20 protein-coding genes are annotated in these 16,720 nt (G+C 57.5%); 15 read left to right on the top strand and 5 right to left on the bottom strand.

Going from position 1 to position 16,720, the window contains the following annotated elements; translation table 11 throughout:
* Positions 1-59: 59 nt before the first annotated feature.
* The 7 genes from PX52LOC_RS03645 (at position 60) to PX52LOC_RS03615 (ending at position 4,098) form a co-directional block, all read left to right on the top strand.
* Positions 60-617, top strand: a complete 558-nt coding sequence (locus tag PX52LOC_RS03645; protein ID WP_149108809.1) for a head-tail connector protein — start codon at positions 60-62, stop codon at positions 615-617.
* Positions 617-946, top strand: a complete 330-nt coding sequence (locus tag PX52LOC_RS03640) for a phage head completion protein (protein ID WP_149108808.1) — start codon at positions 617-619, stop codon at positions 944-946. Before PX52LOC_RS03645 ends, PX52LOC_RS03640 begins: the two co-directional genes overlap by 1 nt.
* On the top strand, positions 946-1,620 hold the full coding sequence (locus PX52LOC_RS03635) for a hypothetical protein (protein WP_149108807.1): 675 nt from the start codon (positions 946-948) through the stop codon (positions 1,618-1,620). Before PX52LOC_RS03640 ends, PX52LOC_RS03635 begins: the two co-directional genes overlap by 1 nt.
* Before the next feature lie 36 nt (positions 1,621-1,656).
* Positions 1,657-2,097, top strand: a complete 441-nt coding sequence (locus PX52LOC_RS03630; RefSeq protein ID WP_149108806.1) for a hypothetical protein — start codon at positions 1,657-1,659, stop codon at positions 2,095-2,097.
* Positions 2,098-2,188: 91 nt separating this feature from the next.
* Complete coding sequence (locus tag PX52LOC_RS03625; RefSeq protein WP_149108805.1) at positions 2,189-2,392, top strand: hypothetical protein; 204 nt, start codon at positions 2,189-2,191, stop codon at positions 2,390-2,392.
* Positions 2,393-2,412: 20 nt separating this feature from the next.
* On the top strand, positions 2,413-2,721 hold the full coding sequence (locus tag PX52LOC_RS03620) for a phage tail assembly protein T (RefSeq protein WP_149108804.1): 309 nt from the start codon (positions 2,413-2,415) through the stop codon (positions 2,719-2,721).
* A 3-nt stretch (positions 2,722-2,724) separates the two neighbouring features.
* Positions 2,725-4,098: a hypothetical protein gene (locus PX52LOC_RS03615; protein ID WP_149108803.1), complete on the top strand. Its 1,374-nt coding sequence runs from the start codon at positions 2,725-2,727 to the stop codon at positions 4,096-4,098.
* A 1-nt stretch (position 4,099) separates the two neighbouring features.
* Here PX52LOC_RS03615 and PX52LOC_RS42280 read toward each other — a convergent pair whose 3' ends face one another.
* Positions 4,100-4,780 carry a hypothetical protein gene (locus tag PX52LOC_RS42280; RefSeq protein WP_178132538.1) on the bottom strand — a complete coding sequence of 227 codons (681 nt, stop codon included), beginning with the start codon at positions 4,778-4,780 and terminating at the stop codon, positions 4,100-4,102.
* Positions 4,781-4,849: 69 nt separating this feature from the next.
* Here PX52LOC_RS42280 and PX52LOC_RS03605 point away from each other — a divergent pair, with 69 nt between their 5' ends.
* Genes PX52LOC_RS03605 through PX52LOC_RS03595 form a run of 3 tightly spaced genes read left to right on the top strand, consistent with a single transcriptional unit; the run spans position 4,850 to position 8,307 of the window.
* Positions 4,850-5,758: a hypothetical protein gene (locus tag PX52LOC_RS03605; RefSeq protein ID WP_149108802.1), complete on the top strand. Its 909-nt coding sequence runs from the start codon at positions 4,850-4,852 to the stop codon at positions 5,756-5,758.
* A gap of 6 nt (positions 5,759-5,764) precedes the next feature.
* Positions 5,765-7,363, top strand: coding sequence for a hypothetical protein (locus PX52LOC_RS03600; protein WP_149108801.1), 1,599 nt, complete (start codon positions 5,765-5,767; stop codon positions 7,361-7,363).
* On the top strand, positions 7,360-8,307 hold the full coding sequence (locus tag PX52LOC_RS03595; RefSeq protein WP_149108800.1) for a glycosyltransferase family protein: 948 nt from the start codon (positions 7,360-7,362) through the stop codon (positions 8,305-8,307). The genes PX52LOC_RS03600 and PX52LOC_RS03595 overlap by 4 nt, the downstream gene beginning before the upstream one ends.
* A 571-nt stretch (positions 8,308-8,878) precedes the next feature.
* On the opposite strand, the gene PX52LOC_RS03590 is transcribed toward PX52LOC_RS03595, so the two are convergent.
* Positions 8,879-10,159: a helix-turn-helix domain-containing protein gene (locus PX52LOC_RS03590; protein ID WP_149108799.1), complete on the bottom strand. Its 1,281-nt coding sequence runs from the start codon at positions 10,157-10,159 to the stop codon at positions 8,879-8,881.
* 628 nt (positions 10,160-10,787) lie between these two features.
* Here PX52LOC_RS03590 and PX52LOC_RS03585 point away from each other — a divergent pair.
* Positions 10,788-11,216 (top strand): hypothetical protein, encoded by a 429-nt coding sequence (locus tag PX52LOC_RS03585; RefSeq protein WP_149108798.1) that lies wholly within the window; start codon positions 10,788-10,790, stop codon positions 11,214-11,216.
* 28 nt (positions 11,217-11,244) lie between these two features.
* Entirely contained in the window at positions 11,245-11,655 is a 411-nt protein-coding gene (locus PX52LOC_RS03580; RefSeq protein ID WP_149108797.1) for a four helix bundle protein, read from the top strand.
* Here PX52LOC_RS03580 and PX52LOC_RS03575 read toward each other — a convergent pair whose 3' ends face one another.
* From PX52LOC_RS03575 to PX52LOC_RS03565, 3 genes are all read right to left on the bottom strand, one after another.
* Positions 11,656-11,973, bottom strand: a complete 318-nt coding sequence (locus PX52LOC_RS03575) for a nucleotidyltransferase domain-containing protein (RefSeq protein WP_149108796.1) — start codon at positions 11,971-11,973, stop codon at positions 11,656-11,658.
* 380 nt (positions 11,974-12,353) lie between these two features.
* Positions 12,354-12,908 (bottom strand): hypothetical protein, encoded by a 555-nt coding sequence (locus PX52LOC_RS03570; protein ID WP_149108795.1) that lies wholly within the window; start codon positions 12,906-12,908, stop codon positions 12,354-12,356.
* Positions 12,909-14,033, bottom strand: a complete 1,125-nt coding sequence (locus tag PX52LOC_RS03565; protein ID WP_149108794.1) for an ISAs1 family transposase — start codon at positions 14,031-14,033, stop codon at positions 12,909-12,911. It lies immediately after the preceding gene.
* A gap of 172 nt (positions 14,034-14,205) precedes the next feature.
* Here PX52LOC_RS03565 and PX52LOC_RS42275 point away from each other — a divergent pair, with 172 nt between their 5' ends.
* The 3 genes from PX52LOC_RS42275 to PX52LOC_RS03550 all read left to right on the top strand — a co-directional run bounded on the left by PX52LOC_RS42275 (position 14,206) and on the right by PX52LOC_RS03550 (position 16,688).
* Positions 14,206-14,844 carry a hypothetical protein gene (locus PX52LOC_RS42275; protein ID WP_246173547.1) on the top strand — a complete coding sequence of 213 codons (639 nt, stop codon included), beginning with the start codon at positions 14,206-14,208 and terminating at the stop codon, positions 14,842-14,844.
* Positions 14,845-15,442: 598 nt separating this feature from the next.
* Positions 15,443-15,595 carry an ATP-binding protein gene (locus PX52LOC_RS43675; RefSeq protein WP_390637613.1) on the top strand — a complete coding sequence of 51 codons (153 nt, stop codon included), beginning with the start codon at positions 15,443-15,445 and terminating at the stop codon, positions 15,593-15,595.
* 82 nt (positions 15,596-15,677) lie between these two features.
* Complete coding sequence (locus tag PX52LOC_RS03550; RefSeq protein WP_149108793.1) at positions 15,678-16,688, top strand: PIN domain-containing protein; 1,011 nt, start codon at positions 15,678-15,680, stop codon at positions 16,686-16,688.
* The last annotated feature ends 32 nt before the right edge of the window (positions 16,689-16,720 follow it).

The following is a 16,720-nucleotide window of genomic DNA, read 5'->3' as shown; positions in this document are numbered from 1 at the left end:
AAAGAACCTCATGTCTTCGGGCGTGGGGTTCTTTTCGTTTCTGACCACTACATACCACCATGAACATCGACATCACTACACCCGGCCTCAGCCCTGTCAGCCTCGACAGCCTCAAGACTTTCTTGCGGATGAACCTGACCAGCACGGCGGAAGACGAGCTGTTGACGGAATGGCTGGAGACGGCGACCGAACTGCTATCCGAGGCAACCGGCTACGTCCCGACCGCCACCGGCTTCACGCTGACGCTCACGGAATGGCCTACTGACGGCGTCTTCTGCGTCCCCCGCCGCCCGATCACCAGCTTGACGGGGATAACCTACCGCGACTCAGACTCTAACGAGATCGACATGAGTGATGCTTACGTTCAGTTGAGCAGCGGCAGGGTACAGCTACGGCATGCAAAACCGGAGGGCGACATGGACAAGATCACCGTCGAATTCACGGCGGGCGACGTGACGACCTGTCCGGCGAAGTTCTTGACTGTGGTGAAGCTGTTGGCAAGCCACTACTACAGCAACAGAGAGGCGTACACCGACACGTTTCTGACGGAACTGCCCCTCGGGTTCGAGTTCGTTACCAGACAACTGCGGGGATCACTTGGCGTAGGGGGGAAGTGATGAATAAGGCAGGCGACTACAGCGACCGTTGCGTGTGGCAAACGAGGACCATCGGCAAGGACGCGACCGGACAGGACGTTGAATCCTTTCCTGACGGCGGGTTCCTGTGGTGTTCTGTTGAACCCGAGACGGGCCGGCGGCAGGACGACTACGGCACCCCGCAGACTGGCGAGAACGGCACCATCCGCATCCGCAACTATCCGGGCGTTAGTGCGTTGGACAGGCTTTACAGACCCGAATGGGATGAGACATGGATTCTCGACACGGTTGTGTACGGCGACGACGAAACCATTTGCGCCGCCCACACCTTTGAGGCACTTGAGGTTTGATGGCAGTCAGCAACGGTATCGACCTCGACTTGCGGAACCTCGACTACGTTCGCGGATCGGCGTTGAACAAGGCCATCAGGATCAGTCTGAACGCCGCCGCAGTCCCGGTTAAGTCTGCCGTTGTGGGCGTCACGCCGCAGAAGACCGGGTTCTTGAAGAAGGCAATGCGGATCAAGACCCAATTCAAGAACGGCGTCTGGGCGGCAGTGGTCGGGCCGAGTTCCAGCGTCAAGAAGGTCCGCAAGCCGCCCAAGAAGAAGAAGGCCAAGCCGAAGCCGAAGGCAGCCAAGATCACCAGCAAGCCGGCTACCAGGGCGAAGAGAAGGAAGACGCGGGCCGGTCGATTCCTCGCACGGGCGGTCAAGATTGGAAAGAAGCGTGCGAAACGGGCGAAAAAGGCTGCGGCCAAGAAAGCCCAATCACTACGCAAGCGGATCGTGCGTTCCAAAGGCTTCAAGTCGCTTCTCAAGAAGGTGAAGGGCAAGCCCAAGAAGAACTACATCAGGCCGGCGGCATACGCTTCAATCCTTCAATGGGGCAGCAAACGCGGCATCAAGGCGAAGCACTACTTGGAGAAATCGTACACCCGTTCCGCCGGCGAGTTCACTTCCCTGCTGACATCGAAGCTGAAGGACCAGCTATCCCAGATGCTAACGCCAAAAACGAAGCCCTGACCGGCTAGATACTCCGACACTACCCACGGAGTATAAATGGCCATTCTTGGTATCGGATCGACACTCGGCTACAGCACTGACGGCGGCAGCACGTTCACCACCATCCCCGAATGTACCTCGATCAGCATCACGATGGGTACGCACGACAAGATCGAAAACGTACACCTCGGGATCACCGACAACACGAAAGACTTCCTTATCGGTCTGTCCGACCCCGGCGAAATCGCCTTCAAGTTCAACTTCGCGGCCACCGTCTTTACCGGCCTGATGGCGATCAAGGGCATGATTAAGAGCGGGTCGAACGAGATCAAATGGAAGGTCACAGGACCGGACCCGGACGGCGCAGGCAGTGGCGTTCCCCAGACCTACACCGTGAAGGGCGGACTCATGGAGCTAATGTTCTCCGAGTTCCCTGTGAATGGGATCATCGTTGTCGATGGGAAGGTAGCGTGTCGCGGGGCGGTGACAGTTGGCTAACCCATTCCGCAAGCCTGAACCCGTTCGCCATGACGTTGACGGACACGCCGTTTTGATTCGGCCACTGACGGCGGGAGAGATGTTCTCCGTCATGCACCTTGAACAATCCAACCCGGCTATGGGCTGGAAGGCGAACTTCATGATGATTTCTCTGGGCGTCCTCGACACTCAGGGGCAGAGGATGTTCGCCACCACCGAGGACGCCGAAGCCCTGGACTACGAAACCGCCTTGAAGCTCCGCAACCTGTGCTTTGAAGCGAACGGCCTCGGGCAGACTGAGTCAAAAAAAAACTGATTCGGGACAACCCTTACCTCATGACCCTGTTCCGCCTCTCGCGTGAGCAGGGCGTTTCCGTTTTCACGCTGGCCGACGACCTCACAGCGGATCAAGTCGGCTGGTACTCGGCATATCACCAGCTAGAGCCGTTCACCTTCGTAGCCGACGACGTTCGCTGTGCGATCCAAGCCCACACCACCGCCGCAACGCAGTGCAAGAACCCGCCGTCATTCGGGCGATTCGTCCCCAAGTGGGAAGGCGAAGAGCCACTGACCGGGGAAGCTGCGGCATCGGCTCTGTCAGCTTGGGCCAGCGACATGAACAAGGCTGCCGGGAAGGATAGATAAGGCATGAGTAATTCCCTCGGCACCGCATCCCTAGTTCTGGCCACCGACCCGCAACCCCTGACGCAAGGCTTGGGCAAGGCGAAGGGCGAAATCACGTCTTGGACTGGAAGCGTCCGCAGCAGGATCGGCGACGGGCTGAAAGGGGCGTTCAAGGGGATCGGCGGGGCCATCAGTGGGGGCTTGAAGTCACTGGCGACCGGGGCGACGATTGGCGTGGCTTCCAGCATTACCAGCAAGCTGACGGAGAGCCTGACCAGCCCTTTCGAGCGTATCGGCGACCTCGCAAAGCAGGGGACGATTGCGACCAGCCTGGGACTCACGCCAGAACAGTTCACGGGCATTGCAGGGGCAGCGAAGGCAGCAGGCAGCGACACCAAAGACTTTCTGGAAGGACTCATCACTCTGAGTTCCCGAGGGCGTGAGGCACTGTCCGGCACGTCCGAAGTCGCGGCCAACATGTTCAGCAAGTTGAAGATCAACGCCGCCGACTTCGTGAAACTGAACCCCGAGCAGCAGTTCTACAAGCTGTTTGAGGCGATCCAGAACGTGAAGAACCCGGCGGAACAAGTTGACCTTCTTTTGAAGGCGTTTGGTGAGGATACCGGAAAAAATTTGGTCGGCTTACTCGGTAAGAGCAACGAAGAACTGCACAAGATGGCAGACCAATACAAGGTCAGCAGTGAGCAGATTGCGAAGGCTCAATTGGCGTCCGAAGCGTTCACCGAAGCACAGGCAAAGATTCAGCGTGTGTTCGACGAGATCGTTATCGCTCTGGCACCGTTCATTGAACAGATCGGCAACGGGATCAGTGCAGCCCTCGGGAACAGCGGCAACAACTTCAGCAGGTTCGGGAACATCGCCATCAGTGTTGTCAAGGCTGTAGCGAAGGCGACTGCCGCACTTATGGACGTGTGGGACAAGGCTTCCAACGCCGCCGATGCGTTTGTGGGTGAAGGGGCTGTCATCATCGGCAAGGCAATCGGTGATGATAACCTTGTGGCGGGCGGCAGAGAGGTACGCGATAAGGGCTGGAATGATTTGTGGAACAAGCCCTTCGCGCAGAATCAGCAGAAGGTTGACGAGTTCTTTGCGAAGTTTGAAGCCGGCATGTTGAACAACGAAAAGCTACAGAACCGCATCAAAAAACTACAGAACCCCGGCAAGGTAGAGCAGAACGGGCAAGCCGAGATGAAGCCAATCGGGGCGGCACTCAAGGGCAGTTCCGAAGCGGCAGCGATTGCGGCACGGTTCGACATGGACAGCCAACGCCAAGAAGACATTCAGAAGCGTCAGCTACAGGTTCAGCAGCAAGCCAATCAACTCTTGGGTGCCATTATGGACAGCGTGAAGAACCTGCCAATCTTGAACGTGCTATGATTCATTCCTTGCCAAGAACAAGGTCCAAAGCCCAACAGCCACGGACGTGCGAGCCATCACTGCGAAGATGGTTTAGTATGTTCTCGTCCTCGCACCCAGCGTCTTGAAGAGCGTCGGCAAGAATCGGCAAGCGGTCGAATGACTTGTCGTCGTATATGCCCTGAGCAATAGCAACGGCAGTTGATGAGAACCAAGAGGAATCGAGATCGACGTTGTACTCTGGGAACGGTATTATGTCAGTCAGGATGGATCTCTGGCATTGCTCTTCAGTGTGTTGGGCCGACCATCGTTTGAACTGTTGGTTCAGGCCAATATCGGCAGCAAGGCCCACGGCATCAGCGGCATACTTTGCACATAATTGTATACTGTATGCAGATGATTTGTAGCTTGCCTGAAACGCCGCCGCTCCAGTCCTAACTGCCTGTATAGCCCGATGGTGTTCACCTTCTGAGGTGTTGAGCCTCACGACTGTCTTCTCCAAGTACTCATAAGCTACCTTGCCATCGGCAAAACGTTCTGAAACGTCAAGAAGCTCGCGGCTGACATCGCTGTCAAGAAACTTCCATATCCTGTAACAACAGGCACAAGCAAAAAGCCGTAGCTTTCTATCGTACTTGTGCGGATCAAGCGATTGCAGCATTGTGGCAACATCGCTGGTGACCAGCCATTCTTCTTTTGTCATCTCTCGCCCTCGCGGAACTCATCTTTTAATGACCTACAGTGAATTCTAGTGACCGCCATAGATACCGTCATGGCGATCATCAACATGACAGAAATGCCCCGCGTCGGGTCGATTGACGAGCAGGGTTATAGGTCTTACCGCCGGGAATGGCTGGTAGAAACCGACGACGTGAACGACGGGCCGAGGGCAGTGGCTAACGCTGTGGGGCTTGCGTACAGCGTCGGCCTCTACAGCCAGTACAACTGCGGCGGCAGCGAAGTTGACCTCTGGGCCAGATGCAAGAGTCAGAGCAGCGACCCCGTACAGGGCCAGTTGAATTTCTGGAAGTTCATCGCCAACTACGACAGCAAGCCTTTCGACAACGGCACAGGTTCCAGCGACCTGAACGCCGGCACGCAGCCCACACCAGCGGCCACCCAAGAACCCACGTTGCGCCCCCTGATGGTGAAGAGCGTGACTGTAGAAGTCGAAGAAGCCCTCACCACAGATTACAGCATGCCGAGCAAGAAAGTGCGGGCCAGCAACGGCCAAGCATTCAGCCCGCCGGTCATGCGAAAAAGATACATCCCCGGAATCACAATCACGACTTGGCTTGCCTACGCACCGTGGGGCAAGAAGGCTGATTACACAGGGGCGGTGAACAATGACACGTTCCTGGGGTTCGCGCCGAACACGTTGAAATGCACAGGGTATGAAATCCAAAGTGTCTTTGAGCAGAATTTGTATTACTACCAGATTGATTTGACGTTCTTGATTGGCGACCCGGATTGGGATGTTCGCGTTCTGGACTGTGGAACGTATGAGTACATTTCGACCACGATGCCGAACGAGAAGATCAAGGACAGTCAGGGCAACTTCGTCACAGACCCTGTCCCCCTCGATGGCAGCGGCAGGAAACTTCCTCTCGGGGACGCTCTTGTTTACCTCTTGTTCAAGGATTGCAAGCAGAGGGCTTTTAACTCCATTCTGACCCCATAAGGACCGATGTCTTACGTTCTCTCTCAAGGCACCGCCGACAAACTCAAAGCCCTGCTGAATACCAGCGGCGGCAGTGGTGCGGGTGCGTCTGGTGGTAGCAACCGTCAGGAAGGCTGGATCACGGTAACGCTGGCTGAAGATGGCGAGTACGAAGGTACGGTCAACTATTACGACGCCGTGAACGAAGTGTGGGAAACGTTCGCCTCTGTCGTCGTGCTTCCGTGCAACGAAGACGATACGCTGGTGGAAGGTCGCAGGTACATCGGGCAGCGTTCGGGCGACACGTTGGAGGGAGATAGTATCTGGATCGTGTCGGCAGCGTCGGAAGTCGAAGTGTGCTGCGGGCTGCGGATTGTAGAAGCCGAGGACGACCCGACCGGCTGCGACCCCGGCACGATTGTCGTAGATGGTGGGCCGTTGTTCGGGGCGGGCATCGCGTGGAACGAGTCAGAATGTCAAGCATACCTCGACACCGGATGCGGCATCACTCTTGAAGGCGGCGAAAAGATCGGCGTTCACGCTGGCGACTTGGCAGGGCCGGGGCTGATTGCGACCACCGGGTGTAAGCTGGAAGTCAACCCCGGCAACTGCGTGTCTATCGATGACGACGGCAAAGTGAACGTCTCTCTGTCTGGCGTCTTCAGTGCCGTTACCGCCATCACCCTCACGGCAGGTTGTCCGACACCGACACTGAAAGTGACAACGACGGCATTCAGCTTCGACGGTTGCACCTTGACCGCTGACGGCAGCAACGACGAGGACATCGTCATCCCGTGTTGCGAAACGTGCGATCCGCCGCCACAAGAATACTACTGGTGCTACGCGGGTTCTTGTACCCTGTCGGCGGTTCAGCCAGAGGGCAGCGTCGGGCCGTTCGCTACGCAACTCGACTGTACGGATCAATGCTACCTGACGCCGACCGACTGCCACGACTGCGAGTTCTCCGTCATCATCAACGGCACGTCCTACCCGTTCGAGAGCTTCGGCGGTGACGGGTACATCGCTGCATTCGGCGACGGCCTTTACCTGTACATGACCCCACCGACTTCGTGCGAGGCGTATTGGCTTGTACAACTTTACGACGGAGCGTTAGAGCAGTGTAATTGGGAATCCTACTGGGATGGCATCGGTTGTGGCACGTTGGCGCAGGGAACCAACAACGGAATCCAGTTCACCGAATGCCCCGCAGAGTCCGTCGAACTGTGCTGCAACGGCGGGGATGGCGGCGGCAGCGGCGGTTGCACGTTCGGCGCAAGTCTTCAGTTCAAGACCGAAGGACCGTTGTGCGGCATTTGCAACGCATTCGCGGCGGGATGGCACGAACTCACGCCCGACCCGATGGCGTCCTGCAACTACTACGGCAGCTACGGGGGCGGGGACATCGCAGAATGTGCTAACGACAACCGAGGGTACGGCGTGCGAATGATCGTGAACGATGAGGCAGGGACGGTCGAACTGGTGGCCTATGGGGACTACTGCGGCCCGCCACCGGGGACGTACACGCCTGACAGTTTTTCACCGTTCAGTCTGACCGTCACCTATTCGACCGGCGGGGCGACGTGCGGGGCGTGCGGCGAAACGACGCTCACAATCACCGAGGTATGATGATTTTAGCCACTGAGGACCAATCGAAGACAGGCTACGTCCACCGGCTACAGCAGCCCGACCAGTGGATTGAACCCGTTGCGCTTCCGCCCCTGCCCGCGATCACGCCGAAGAGCAGGTTCGCGGTCGTGACCCTCGGGACTGGCGACCGTGGCCGAGAACTTCTGGAGATCAGCCGACCTTCGATTCAGGCTTACGCCGCAAAGGTGGGTGCCGATTACCATGAGATCACCGGCGATCCGACGAACCCCGCCTTCGTCTTCTGGGATAAGTTCCGCAGCGAGTTGTTCTTCGACCACTACGAACGCATCGTCTACGTTGACAGTGACATCGTCATCAGAGCGACCGCCCCGAACTTGTTCGACCTGATTCCTGCCGATCAGGTGGCAGTTCATGACGAGACGCCGTTCATGGGGCTGGCTTATGCCTGGATTTGGCAGGAGTTTGAATGGCTGTGTCGGAGTCAGGGTTACGGCCAGATCATCCCTCGGGGCATGTTTAACACGGGCTTTTGGGTAGCCTCTCGCCAGCACCGGGAAGCGTTCAAGCCGATGACGCGACCGTTTCAATTGACGCACTGCGCCGAACAGGTCCACATTTCCATGCGGTTGCACCAACTTGGCTTTCCAATCTGGCCAATGACCCGCCGAATCCACTGGCAACACTGGAACGACAAAGCGATGAAGTTGTTCCCGCAGGGCCAGTTCCTGCATTTCTCGGGCATCACGGACCATGCGAAGCGTCTGGCGTTGATGCGGATTGCGGCAGGATCGGCCAGGATTGCACAGGCAGCCCCCAAAACGCCGCCGGCAGCCGTGGGGATGTCTTCGCCTACCGAGGATCAGAAGACGCCAGAGAAGGCCACTGTAGGCGAAAAGAAGCCGTGTGGGTGTGGGAAGAAGGATCGTCAGTTGACGGGGCCGAAGACACGTCCGTTGAAGTGATTGACGGGGGGCTTATTTCCACTTCAACGGTCATGTCTTGTTCGGCTTTCAGGCTCACATCGCTCATGATGGCATTCTAGTGTCTACAGGCGATTGAGAACAAACGTGCCATCATCAAGGATCGTTATCGTGACCTTCCCCTTATTGGAGTAGCCGTGAGGGCGCAATACGTCTATGAGTCTGCACGGCTCGCCGCTCATGGTGTGGATAGCTTCCGAAATCCATATTCGCTTATACTGTTTCCTCATTCGCTCCGTAGAACGAAGTAGCCCTTTGTATTCGTCGTCACCGAGACGAAGTGTAATGTCTACCGGCTGTCCATCTTGGAACGGCAGCCGCTCCATTTGCTCGCGGTAAACGCAGATTTCCCATCGTTCAGGTTGCGACTTCTTCGCCAAGTTCCGAACTGTTCCTTCGGCGGTTTTCATTTCTTGTCCCCGTGAATGTACGGTTCATCTATCCGGCAACGATGACGATAAGCCCCTCTGAACTATGAGGCAACGGAAATAATCACTAGCGCGGTACGAATTTGGTGATTTTTGGATTACCTGTATAGAGGCTGTTTTGTCCCTCAAGCTGCCGCGAAGAAGCTGTCAGGAAGACTCTCGATGTCGTCCTCTTCCTCGCGGAACGACGTGCCACCCGAGAAATCGAATCGGGCGTCATCCTCTGCCGTGGGCATGATGACTGGTTCAGGATCACGGAGAGCGTTCCCCCGGAAGCACGGCACCGCGACCGTAACGGGTTCCGGCGTCTTCGACGGGCGGGTGATTTCCATGATTTCCGCTGTGGTCATTCCGGGCCGCAGCTTCGGGAGTGCAGCTTCTAGTTCCCCGACCGTGCGCAGCGACCTGAGGTTCGACGGCCTCAGATTCTCTCCGGGCAGTGCGAACGCCGCGACCTGTTCGGCGGCAGACTTCCGCGTCTTGCGTTTCTCGGCAATCTCTTGTTCGACGCGGACGCGGGCTTCGTCCTGGGCGACGGACACGGCGACGGATTCGGCCAGCTTCTGTTGTGCGCCGTCCTCGATGCCGTGGCGGGTTCTCAGACGGGCGTTCAGCCAGTTCAGCACCAGGGCCGACCCGTCACCCGGCTTTTCGTTCTTCTTGTGTTCCTTCAACGCTTCCCCGACAATGTCATAAATCTGGCTGCGGAGCATGTAGTTACCAGCGGTCAACTGGTCGATGACGGCGTGAATGTCTTCCGCCTTCGCCAAGCTGTTCACCCGGATGTCGAGTGCGCACCCCTTCCCGCCCGTCAGCGACTTCTTCTTTTCCTTCACCACCTCTTCCGTCTGCAACTCGAAGTTGTGCTTCTGGCAGCGGTAATCGGCGGTCAAAAGCCCTTCGTCTCTCAAGGCCATCAGGATGTGTGACACTGCCTGCCGGGTGACTCCCAGCATCAGCCCCAGCCAAACATTGTTCCAGGGCGTTCCGTGATACTCGGCACCGCGAATCTTCCAGTACGCCGCATAAAGTTCTACCGCATTCCGGTGACCGGGGAACGGCATCTTCGCGGGCAACGGCAGCTTCCAACTGGCGTACAGGGAGTGCCAGCCGCGACCTTCTGGCGGGTTCTTGAGAAGTGAAAATGCCTTCCGCAAATCTTCCGGCGGTTCCACTGCGACCCACCCGTTCGCGTGCTTCTGGACCAGCCCGAGCGTTGCCAGCTTTTCAAGATGGATTGAAATCGTCTGTCGGTTGATGAGACCGCCGAGCATGTCCGACAGCCGTTTCGCCGGTACCGGGCGACGGAGCGGAGCCAAGCGACCGTAAATGAGACGCTGCCGGATGCTAAGCACGGGTTTCGCCCCCTTCTTCCCTGTCATGTTCAGAATGTATGCCGAGATCATTTTAGCTCTTTAAGTCTGGACCAGTTGTAAAGCCAATCGCGCTCAATACCCGTGCGTATGGCACCCTTATGGTAGTCTGGACCCATGACGAAATAATGACGAATGTGATGCAATCGTGACTTTTTTCGTGAAGTGAAACTGACACGCCAGAGACGAGAACTTGACATGCGAAGAAGCGTAGATGGCACATTTATAGAGGTGAGTTATAGAGGAGGTATTTACGGAGGATGGTTATAGAGGGAGTTACTTCCTCCGGGGGCGTCCGCTTCGCTCCCGACCCCCTGCGGAACGAACCTTCGCAAGCTACCTCTGGTCCCCTCCGCTTCGCTCCGGGCGGACATGTCCTGTACGAACCCGCCAGAAGTGGACACGACCCCCGCGAAGCGGCAATACGGTCCCATGCGGGTCGGGCAGAAGTGGGCCACAACTCCCCCGCGACCCGAACACCACCTTCCGCCAGAGTGGAACATGGAACCACATCTTCGCGGCAGCGGCAGTAGGTGGCGCAGCCCTACAAGCCATGCGGCGAGTGAGCGACGGCGTTCGACTTGCCCCCCGCCCCGATTCAACTGTAACGGTCATGAACCGTAACGTTATAATGTAATGTTACGATTCGTAAGGAGTGACCATGCCGCAGAAGAAGAAGCACCAGACGAACGCCGACCGCCAGCGTGCCTACCGTCAGCGTCGGAAGCAACGGACGCGACCCGAGACGAAGAGCGAGAAGTTCCGCCGCAAGCTGTTGGAGTTCGTCCAGCGGCAAGAACACTTCCTCGACGTGGACGAGATCGGTGCAACGCTGGAGCAACTCGCCCAAGCCTACGAGTTACACCATTACTGCCTACGCTTCGGCGACGGCGTCAGTGATTACCTCGACCGATGGCGGGCTGACCATCCGATCATCGCCGACACCGTTAAGGAAATCACGGCGCGGCGGAAGGCTGCTAACGTCGCACTTGCGAACGAGAAGAAGGCGAAGCACCCAAAGCCTCACGACCCGAGGGCGGCAGGCGAAGTAGTCGAACGGCTTCAAAAGGCGTTGACGAATTTCGGGTGAAAGTTATCGGTAGGTGCATATCTACCGCATGACTAATTTCGACCCCCACACCGTCACCGACGCCATCCTTCGCACGACAGCCGACCAGCTAGAAGCCGATGAGGTTTACCAGCGAAGCCTAGCACTGGCCCAAGCCGTCCAAGACCTGCACGGCGTCGCCCATGAAAGCCCCCGCTGGAGCAACTTGTGGGATCAGGCCGCACGTTCTTCAAGTGGCGTTCTTTTGAATTTCGCACAAGGGTGTTCCAAGCTGAAAGGTCACACGCAATCGGACTGGCTGTGTGCGAGGGGCGAACTCGGGGAACTTATCGCAACGCTGACGCTCGCCATTCCTCTCAAGCACCTCAAGGACGACGCGAAGGAACTGTACCGGCTTCTTGATTCCAGAATCGTCGGACTTGCGGCCAAGCCTAATGAGAAGTGGAGTAGGTGGAACTAACTAAGAGTGCGACCAGATGTGAATAGCATTAGTTATAGCTATGAAGCCAGTATCAGCAGCCTCTTTAGCCGTTAGGCGTGAAATGTCTAACTCCTTGCCGGTCAAAGATTCAAAGGTTACTTTCAAGGCAGCGCAATGCTCCCAGATTTCCTCTCGCTTATGCAATGCTCCGTCGCGGAAAATTAGTAGGATGTCTACATCCGAAGCCGAATCGGGATTCTCCGCATAGCCACCAAAGCCCCAAGCCTCAACGGCCATCGGTGGGGGATTCTTCGCCAGTAAGCCAGATGCCACATTGAAGAGATTTGTGGAGTCCATTTTTTTTGGCCTCTAGTCGATAGTAGATGGTCCGTCGAACTTCCAGTGATCGCGTCGGTTCAAGCACCCCATAAAGCCTTTGACTTTGAACACCCCGACTTGCCTTTTAGCAGCTTCATCCTTTGCGTCGGGTGCAATGTTCTGCCACTGACCCGCAAGCACAATAGTTGTTAGCAAAGGATAGTCTCGGTGGATCTCGTAGTAATCCATCGAGCCAACCACATACATCCCAGTGAGGTAGACGTATAGCGTTCCGCCCTTCTTACGCTCTATGCGGTAGAATTGACTGCTCACTTCCACACACTCCGTCACTGCGCCATGCTTGTTCATTGCTGATTCAAAGAATCGTATGCCGCCAGGGTTTACGTCGTGTGACATTGTTAAGCTGCCTCTTTATACACCCGTTCGGCAAACGCTTTTGGGAATCGGAAGTTGTCGTGCGATTTGCTAGGGGACATAACGAACGATTCATAAGACATTTCGTGAGCAATATACGTTTCGACTAGTAACCTGAACGATTCGTCGGAGTCGTACAAGTGCCTATGGCTATTGAGAATAATGACAATCTTTTTGTTGTTTGGCAAGATCGTATCTTTGCGTCGCTGCTTCCAAACCCTATCAGCCCCAAACTCGAAAGAAGTTTCAGCAAGTGGCGATTCAGGACCGAAGTTTTCGAAGATCACCCGGTTCTCTTCCAACAGTTTGACTATAGCTTTGCATATAGAAGCAAGTGATGTTGGGTCGCGTACATCCGCTTGGCTATTCCGGCTCATTAGCAGTCTCTCAAGAAGCCGTTCTTTAGCCGCTTGCACTTCTAGTGTCGAGATACGCCGTTCGATGTCAAAACCTGTATGGCATTTAGTACACAGGTTGATAAGATTGAGTGGGTGATGGTGTAGGCATTTCTCCCAGGGTTCTATGCAGGGCGAACGCATCTAATCCTCAAGGAATCCCTGTAAGACCTGCAACAGGTAGCCCTCATCAAGGGCGGCTTTGAACCGCTTCCCTTTGATGCTGCCTTTGCCCGGGTCTTGCTTGAGGAGCGAGGCCGCCACCCGTCGCACCAACCCGAGGTTGGTTCCGGCGTGCCCGGCCGCCGTCTTGTTCGCGTCCTCTCTGAACGCCACGTCCAGGCACCAGTGCAACTCGTTCTCCACCGCCCAGTGCCGGCGGATCAATCGCCCCAGCTCGGCCGCAGTCCCCTTCAAGCTCGTGATGTAGTAATGGGCGGTGTCGGTACGTTTCCCCTTCACCTCGCGCTCCCGACCGACGAGCACCACCGCTGCCACATCCGGCCACTCGGGTGGTAGCCCTGGCGGGTCGTAGATGGCGGTGACGTACCGCTCCTCGTGCCGCCCATGGCCATCCTCGACCGCTTCGTGCCCGTCGTGCTTCACCCCGGCGAAGTCGGTTTCGCACGCCCGGTCGAACACCCCGAACACGGCGTCGTGGAGGGCCGGCTGGTTCCCCTTCACCGACAGCAGGTAGTGTCCACCGTTCTTGCGGATCTGCTTGGCGATCTCCTTCTGGCAGCCGGCCGCGTCGAGCGTCACCAGCGCGCCCTTCAGGTCGAGCACGCGGAGCAGCTCGGGGATGGCGGCGATCTCGTGCGACCCGTCGGCCACGCCTGCTTGCCCGAGGATCAGCCGGTTCTCGGCCGCCCACGCGCTCACGAGGTGGAGGCACCCGCTGAACGTGTTCCGGGGGGCGGACCGGCACGCCTTGCCGTCAATTGCGATGTGCTTCAGCCTGGCCACCTCACACACCGCCGCCATCCACCCGGCCACGCACTCGCCGAACCGATTCGGGTCGAGCCGGGCGAACACCCGGCCGAACGTGTCGTGGCTGGGGATGCCATTCGGCAGGGTCAGGAACTTCCCGAGCCAGTCGCGCTTGGCTTCCCCGAACGCCTCCACCTCCTCCCATGAGTCGGCCCCGCACACCACCGCACACAGCGCGATCACCAGGATGTCGCCCAGGGTGTGCTTCTTCGTCCGGTCCATCCGAGGGTCGGGCAGGTCGGTGAAGTACCGGGCGATCGACACGTCCTTCGTCGGCATGGCAGCCCTCCGTAGCTGCCTCTGGGTGTACCTCCTGACGACCACGCCGCCCACATCCCCGGTGAGGGTGACTACCAGGCCCATGCCCTGGCTTGCCCCGGAGGTTGCTGGCGGCCACACTGAAGTTGACTCTCTCGCCCTCGGCTGGGGCCGGTGAATCGGACGCCGCACGATGACCAAAGAAGAATGGCTGGCCACCCTCGATCCGGAGGCCGTCCTCCAGGCGCTGCCGAGGAATGGCGTTAGCGGCCGTAAGTGGCGGCTCGCCGCCGCTGCCTTCTGCCGGCGGGTGTGGCCGCTCCTGGCGGACGAGCGGAGCCGAGCGGCAGTGGAGGCCGCCGAGCGGTACGCCGACAAGCTGATCTCGTCGGCCGAGGCGATGGAGATTGAGGGGGCGGCGGCCGCCGTCACGGAGCGTGGCTGGCCGGATGGACAGGACGCAGCGAACGACGCCTCCGGGGCCGCCGCCGTGAGCTTGGCGTTGTGGGCACAAGCGGATTACGGGGCGATGATGGCAATGCGGTGGACGGCGGGCAGCATCGGACGGAAGGGTCAGGTCGAGGTCCTGAACTGCATCTTCGGGATTCCGTACCGCCGGCACGCCGTGATCCCCCCGTCCTGGCTCACGTCCACCGTCGTCGCCCTGGCCAATGGCATCTACGCCGACAGGGCGTTCGACCGCCTGCCGGTGCTGGCAGATGCCCTGGAGGAGGCCGGCTGCGATGACCCCGAAGTGTTGAACCATTGCCGCGGTGACGGCGGACACGCTCTGGGCTGCTGGGTCGTCGACCTGGTGCTGAACAAGACCTGAGTGGAGGGACGAAGCACTACCTTTTCAGGCGATTTAGGTGCGTTTGCCCTGGGGTTCTATGTGTGCGTATTCTCCTGCATATGAGGAGTCACATAAGCCGCACTTCATTCCAGTTTCGCATTGCAGGTACAACTTAAAGAATTCTGGGATGTCCGGTCGCGCATCTTTTGGATTATCTACCCACGGTTTCTTTAGGTCTTGATCGTAATTGTCTAAGTCTACCGCACTAAAGTACGGCTCCCCATTCCGATCTGTGCATTTCAGCTTACTGCCACCGTTCTTTCTAGCCTGATAGCTTATGCACTTGATAATCAATCGGGGGGTAAACCTCAGTCTAGTGGACGCTTGCTCTAAGGACACCAGTTGTGGGGCAGTCGCAGTTCCCGCTACTGATGTTGGCACCAGTACAGTCTTCTTTCCCCCCATGCCCAATACTCACGCTGGCCCCGAGTCTAGCCTTTCACTTTGCCCTACCCTACTCTGATTTCAGTAAGAAATCTAGTGGCAAGACCGTCTGGAACTCACCAGTCATGAGTTATCGACCATTTTCCTACCATCTAGGTGACAACGCCAGAGGGATAACGGGAGACTCAGTCATCTGTCAAATCCTCCCGTTATCCCTTCCAACCTTCTCGACGCCGGCATGGTCGGCGGCGGCGTCCCGCCACAACCGGGCGAAATCTCGCTCGCCCACCACGGCGTCCCGTGTCAAGCAAATTGTGGATTTGAACTCAGCAACTCATTCGCCTAGAAAACATGGGATTCCGCACGAACCAGCAAGTCTTCCCGTGGGTCCGATCAGTGTAGCATCCGGTACGGTTCGGGGGTGATTCGTGCTAAAGCTGCTGATTGATACCTGCGTCTGGATCGACTTGGCCAAAGACCACCACCAGCACACTTTCCTTCGGGCGCTGGATGCCCTAATGGGAGAGGGAAAGATTGCGGTCATGCTGCCGCCGCTTGTCCTGGAGGAGTTCGAGCGGAACAAAGGGACCATCCTCAACACGAATCGCCAAAGCCTCTCCAGCGCTTTGAAGCGGGCGAAAGACCTACTGGACCAGCACGGGCAGGGTAGGGGCAAAACGGGGGCGCTGGCACAGTTGAATGACATCGACCAGCGACTTCCCCGGCTTGGCGACCTGACCGGGATCACCGCCTTCGTGGAACAACTACTGAAGAAGGCCGAAACCATCCCGGTCACAGACGCTACCAAGCTGCGGGCGTTGGAACGGGGGCTGAAGAAGCAAGCCCCTTACGGGAAGAAGAACAGCACTGCCGACGCCATTCTGATCGAAGCCTTCGCCGAAGTGGTTAAAGGCAAGGGGACAACGGGCCATCAGTTCGGTTTCGTGACCCACAACAAGGACGACTTCAGCCAACCGAAAGGCGACCACAGACAGCATCACCCCGACTTCGACGGCATCTTTACGAAGCGCAAGGTTCGGTATTTTGTCACGCTGAAAGACGCCATCATGACAGTGGGCAGTAGGGTAGTAGATGACTTGGAGTACGAGGAGTACGCCGAGCAGCCCCGTGCCACGGACGAAATCGTTGACGAGATCGAGGTACTAATCGACAAGGTTTGGTACAACCGCCACAAAGTCTACGAAGAGAAGATCGAAGAAGGATTGGTCAAACTGAGGCCATATCCGGGCAAGTACGACCCGGACGGATGCGACCCGGAAGTTTGGAAGCGAGCGATGTTGGCAGCGAAGAAGAAGGAGCAAGAGTACGGGCTAGAGAATCTTGGTCCCTGGGATGACTTCGAGTGGGGCATGTTGAACGGAAAGCTGTCCTCCCTTCGATGGGTTTTAGGAGAAGAATGGGACATGCTTGACACATGATGTAATCAGTAATGCGAACGCTTCGCATATGG

This window comes from Limnoglobus roseus (assembly GCF_008254045.1).
GTDB lineage: Bacteria > Planctomycetota > Planctomycetia > Gemmatales > Gemmataceae > Limnoglobus > Limnoglobus roseus.
The sequence above is the reverse complement of the archived record's forward strand: the minus strand, read 5'-3'. Positions and strand labels throughout refer to the sequence as shown.

What these genes read in the sequence shown, in the direction of transcription:
- PX52LOC_RS03575 (WP_149108796.1), bottom strand. Translation starts at nt 11,973, where the DNA reads ATGGACTCCACAAATCTCTTCAATGTGGCATCTGGCTTACTGGCGAAG.
- PX52LOC_RS03570 (WP_149108795.1), bottom strand. Translation starts at nt 12,908, where the DNA reads ATGCGTTCGCCCTGCATAGAACCCTGGGAGAAATGCCTACACCATCAC.
- PX52LOC_RS03600 (WP_149108801.1), top strand. Translation starts at nt 5,765, where the DNA reads ATGTCTTACGTTCTCTCTCAAGGCACCGCCGACAAACTCAAAGCCCTG.
- PX52LOC_RS03605 (WP_149108802.1), top strand. Translation starts at nt 4,850, where the DNA reads ATGGCGATCATCAACATGACAGAAATGCCCCGCGTCGGGTCGATTGAC.
- PX52LOC_RS03565 (WP_149108794.1), bottom strand. Translation starts at nt 14,033, where the DNA reads ATGCCGACGAAGGACGTGTCGATCGCCCGGTACTTCACCGACCTGCCC.
- PX52LOC_RS42280 (WP_178132538.1), bottom strand. Translation starts at nt 4,780, where the DNA reads ATGACAAAAGAAGAATGGCTGGTCACCAGCGATGTTGCCACAATGCTG.
- PX52LOC_RS03630 (WP_149108806.1), top strand. Translation starts at nt 1,657, where the DNA reads ATGGCCATTCTTGGTATCGGATCGACACTCGGCTACAGCACTGACGGC.
- PX52LOC_RS03595 (WP_149108800.1), top strand. Translation starts at nt 7,360, where the DNA reads ATGATGATTTTAGCCACTGAGGACCAATCGAAGACAGGCTACGTCCAC.
- PX52LOC_RS03590 (WP_149108799.1), bottom strand. Translation starts at nt 10,159, where the DNA reads ATGATCTCGGCATACATTCTGAACATGACAGGGAAGAAGGGGGCGAAA.
- PX52LOC_RS03625 (WP_149108805.1), top strand. Translation starts at nt 2,189, where the DNA reads ATGCACCTTGAACAATCCAACCCGGCTATGGGCTGGAAGGCGAACTTC.
- PX52LOC_RS03620 (WP_149108804.1), top strand. Translation starts at nt 2,413, where the DNA reads ATGACCCTGTTCCGCCTCTCGCGTGAGCAGGGCGTTTCCGTTTTCACG.
- PX52LOC_RS42275 (WP_246173547.1), top strand. Translation starts at nt 14,206, where the DNA reads ATGACCAAAGAAGAATGGCTGGCCACCCTCGATCCGGAGGCCGTCCTC.
- PX52LOC_RS03580 (WP_149108797.1), top strand. Translation starts at nt 11,245, where the DNA reads ATGACTAATTTCGACCCCCACACCGTCACCGACGCCATCCTTCGCACG.
- PX52LOC_RS03635 (WP_149108807.1), top strand. Translation starts at nt 946, where the DNA reads ATGGCAGTCAGCAACGGTATCGACCTCGACTTGCGGAACCTCGACTAC.
- PX52LOC_RS03615 (WP_149108803.1), top strand. Translation starts at nt 2,725, where the DNA reads ATGAGTAATTCCCTCGGCACCGCATCCCTAGTTCTGGCCACCGACCCG.
- PX52LOC_RS03640 (WP_149108808.1), top strand. Translation starts at nt 617, where the DNA reads ATGAATAAGGCAGGCGACTACAGCGACCGTTGCGTGTGGCAAACGAGG.
- PX52LOC_RS03645 (WP_149108809.1), top strand. Translation starts at nt 60, where the DNA reads ATGAACATCGACATCACTACACCCGGCCTCAGCCCTGTCAGCCTCGAC.
- PX52LOC_RS03585 (WP_149108798.1), top strand. Translation starts at nt 10,788, where the DNA reads ATGCCGCAGAAGAAGAAGCACCAGACGAACGCCGACCGCCAGCGTGCC.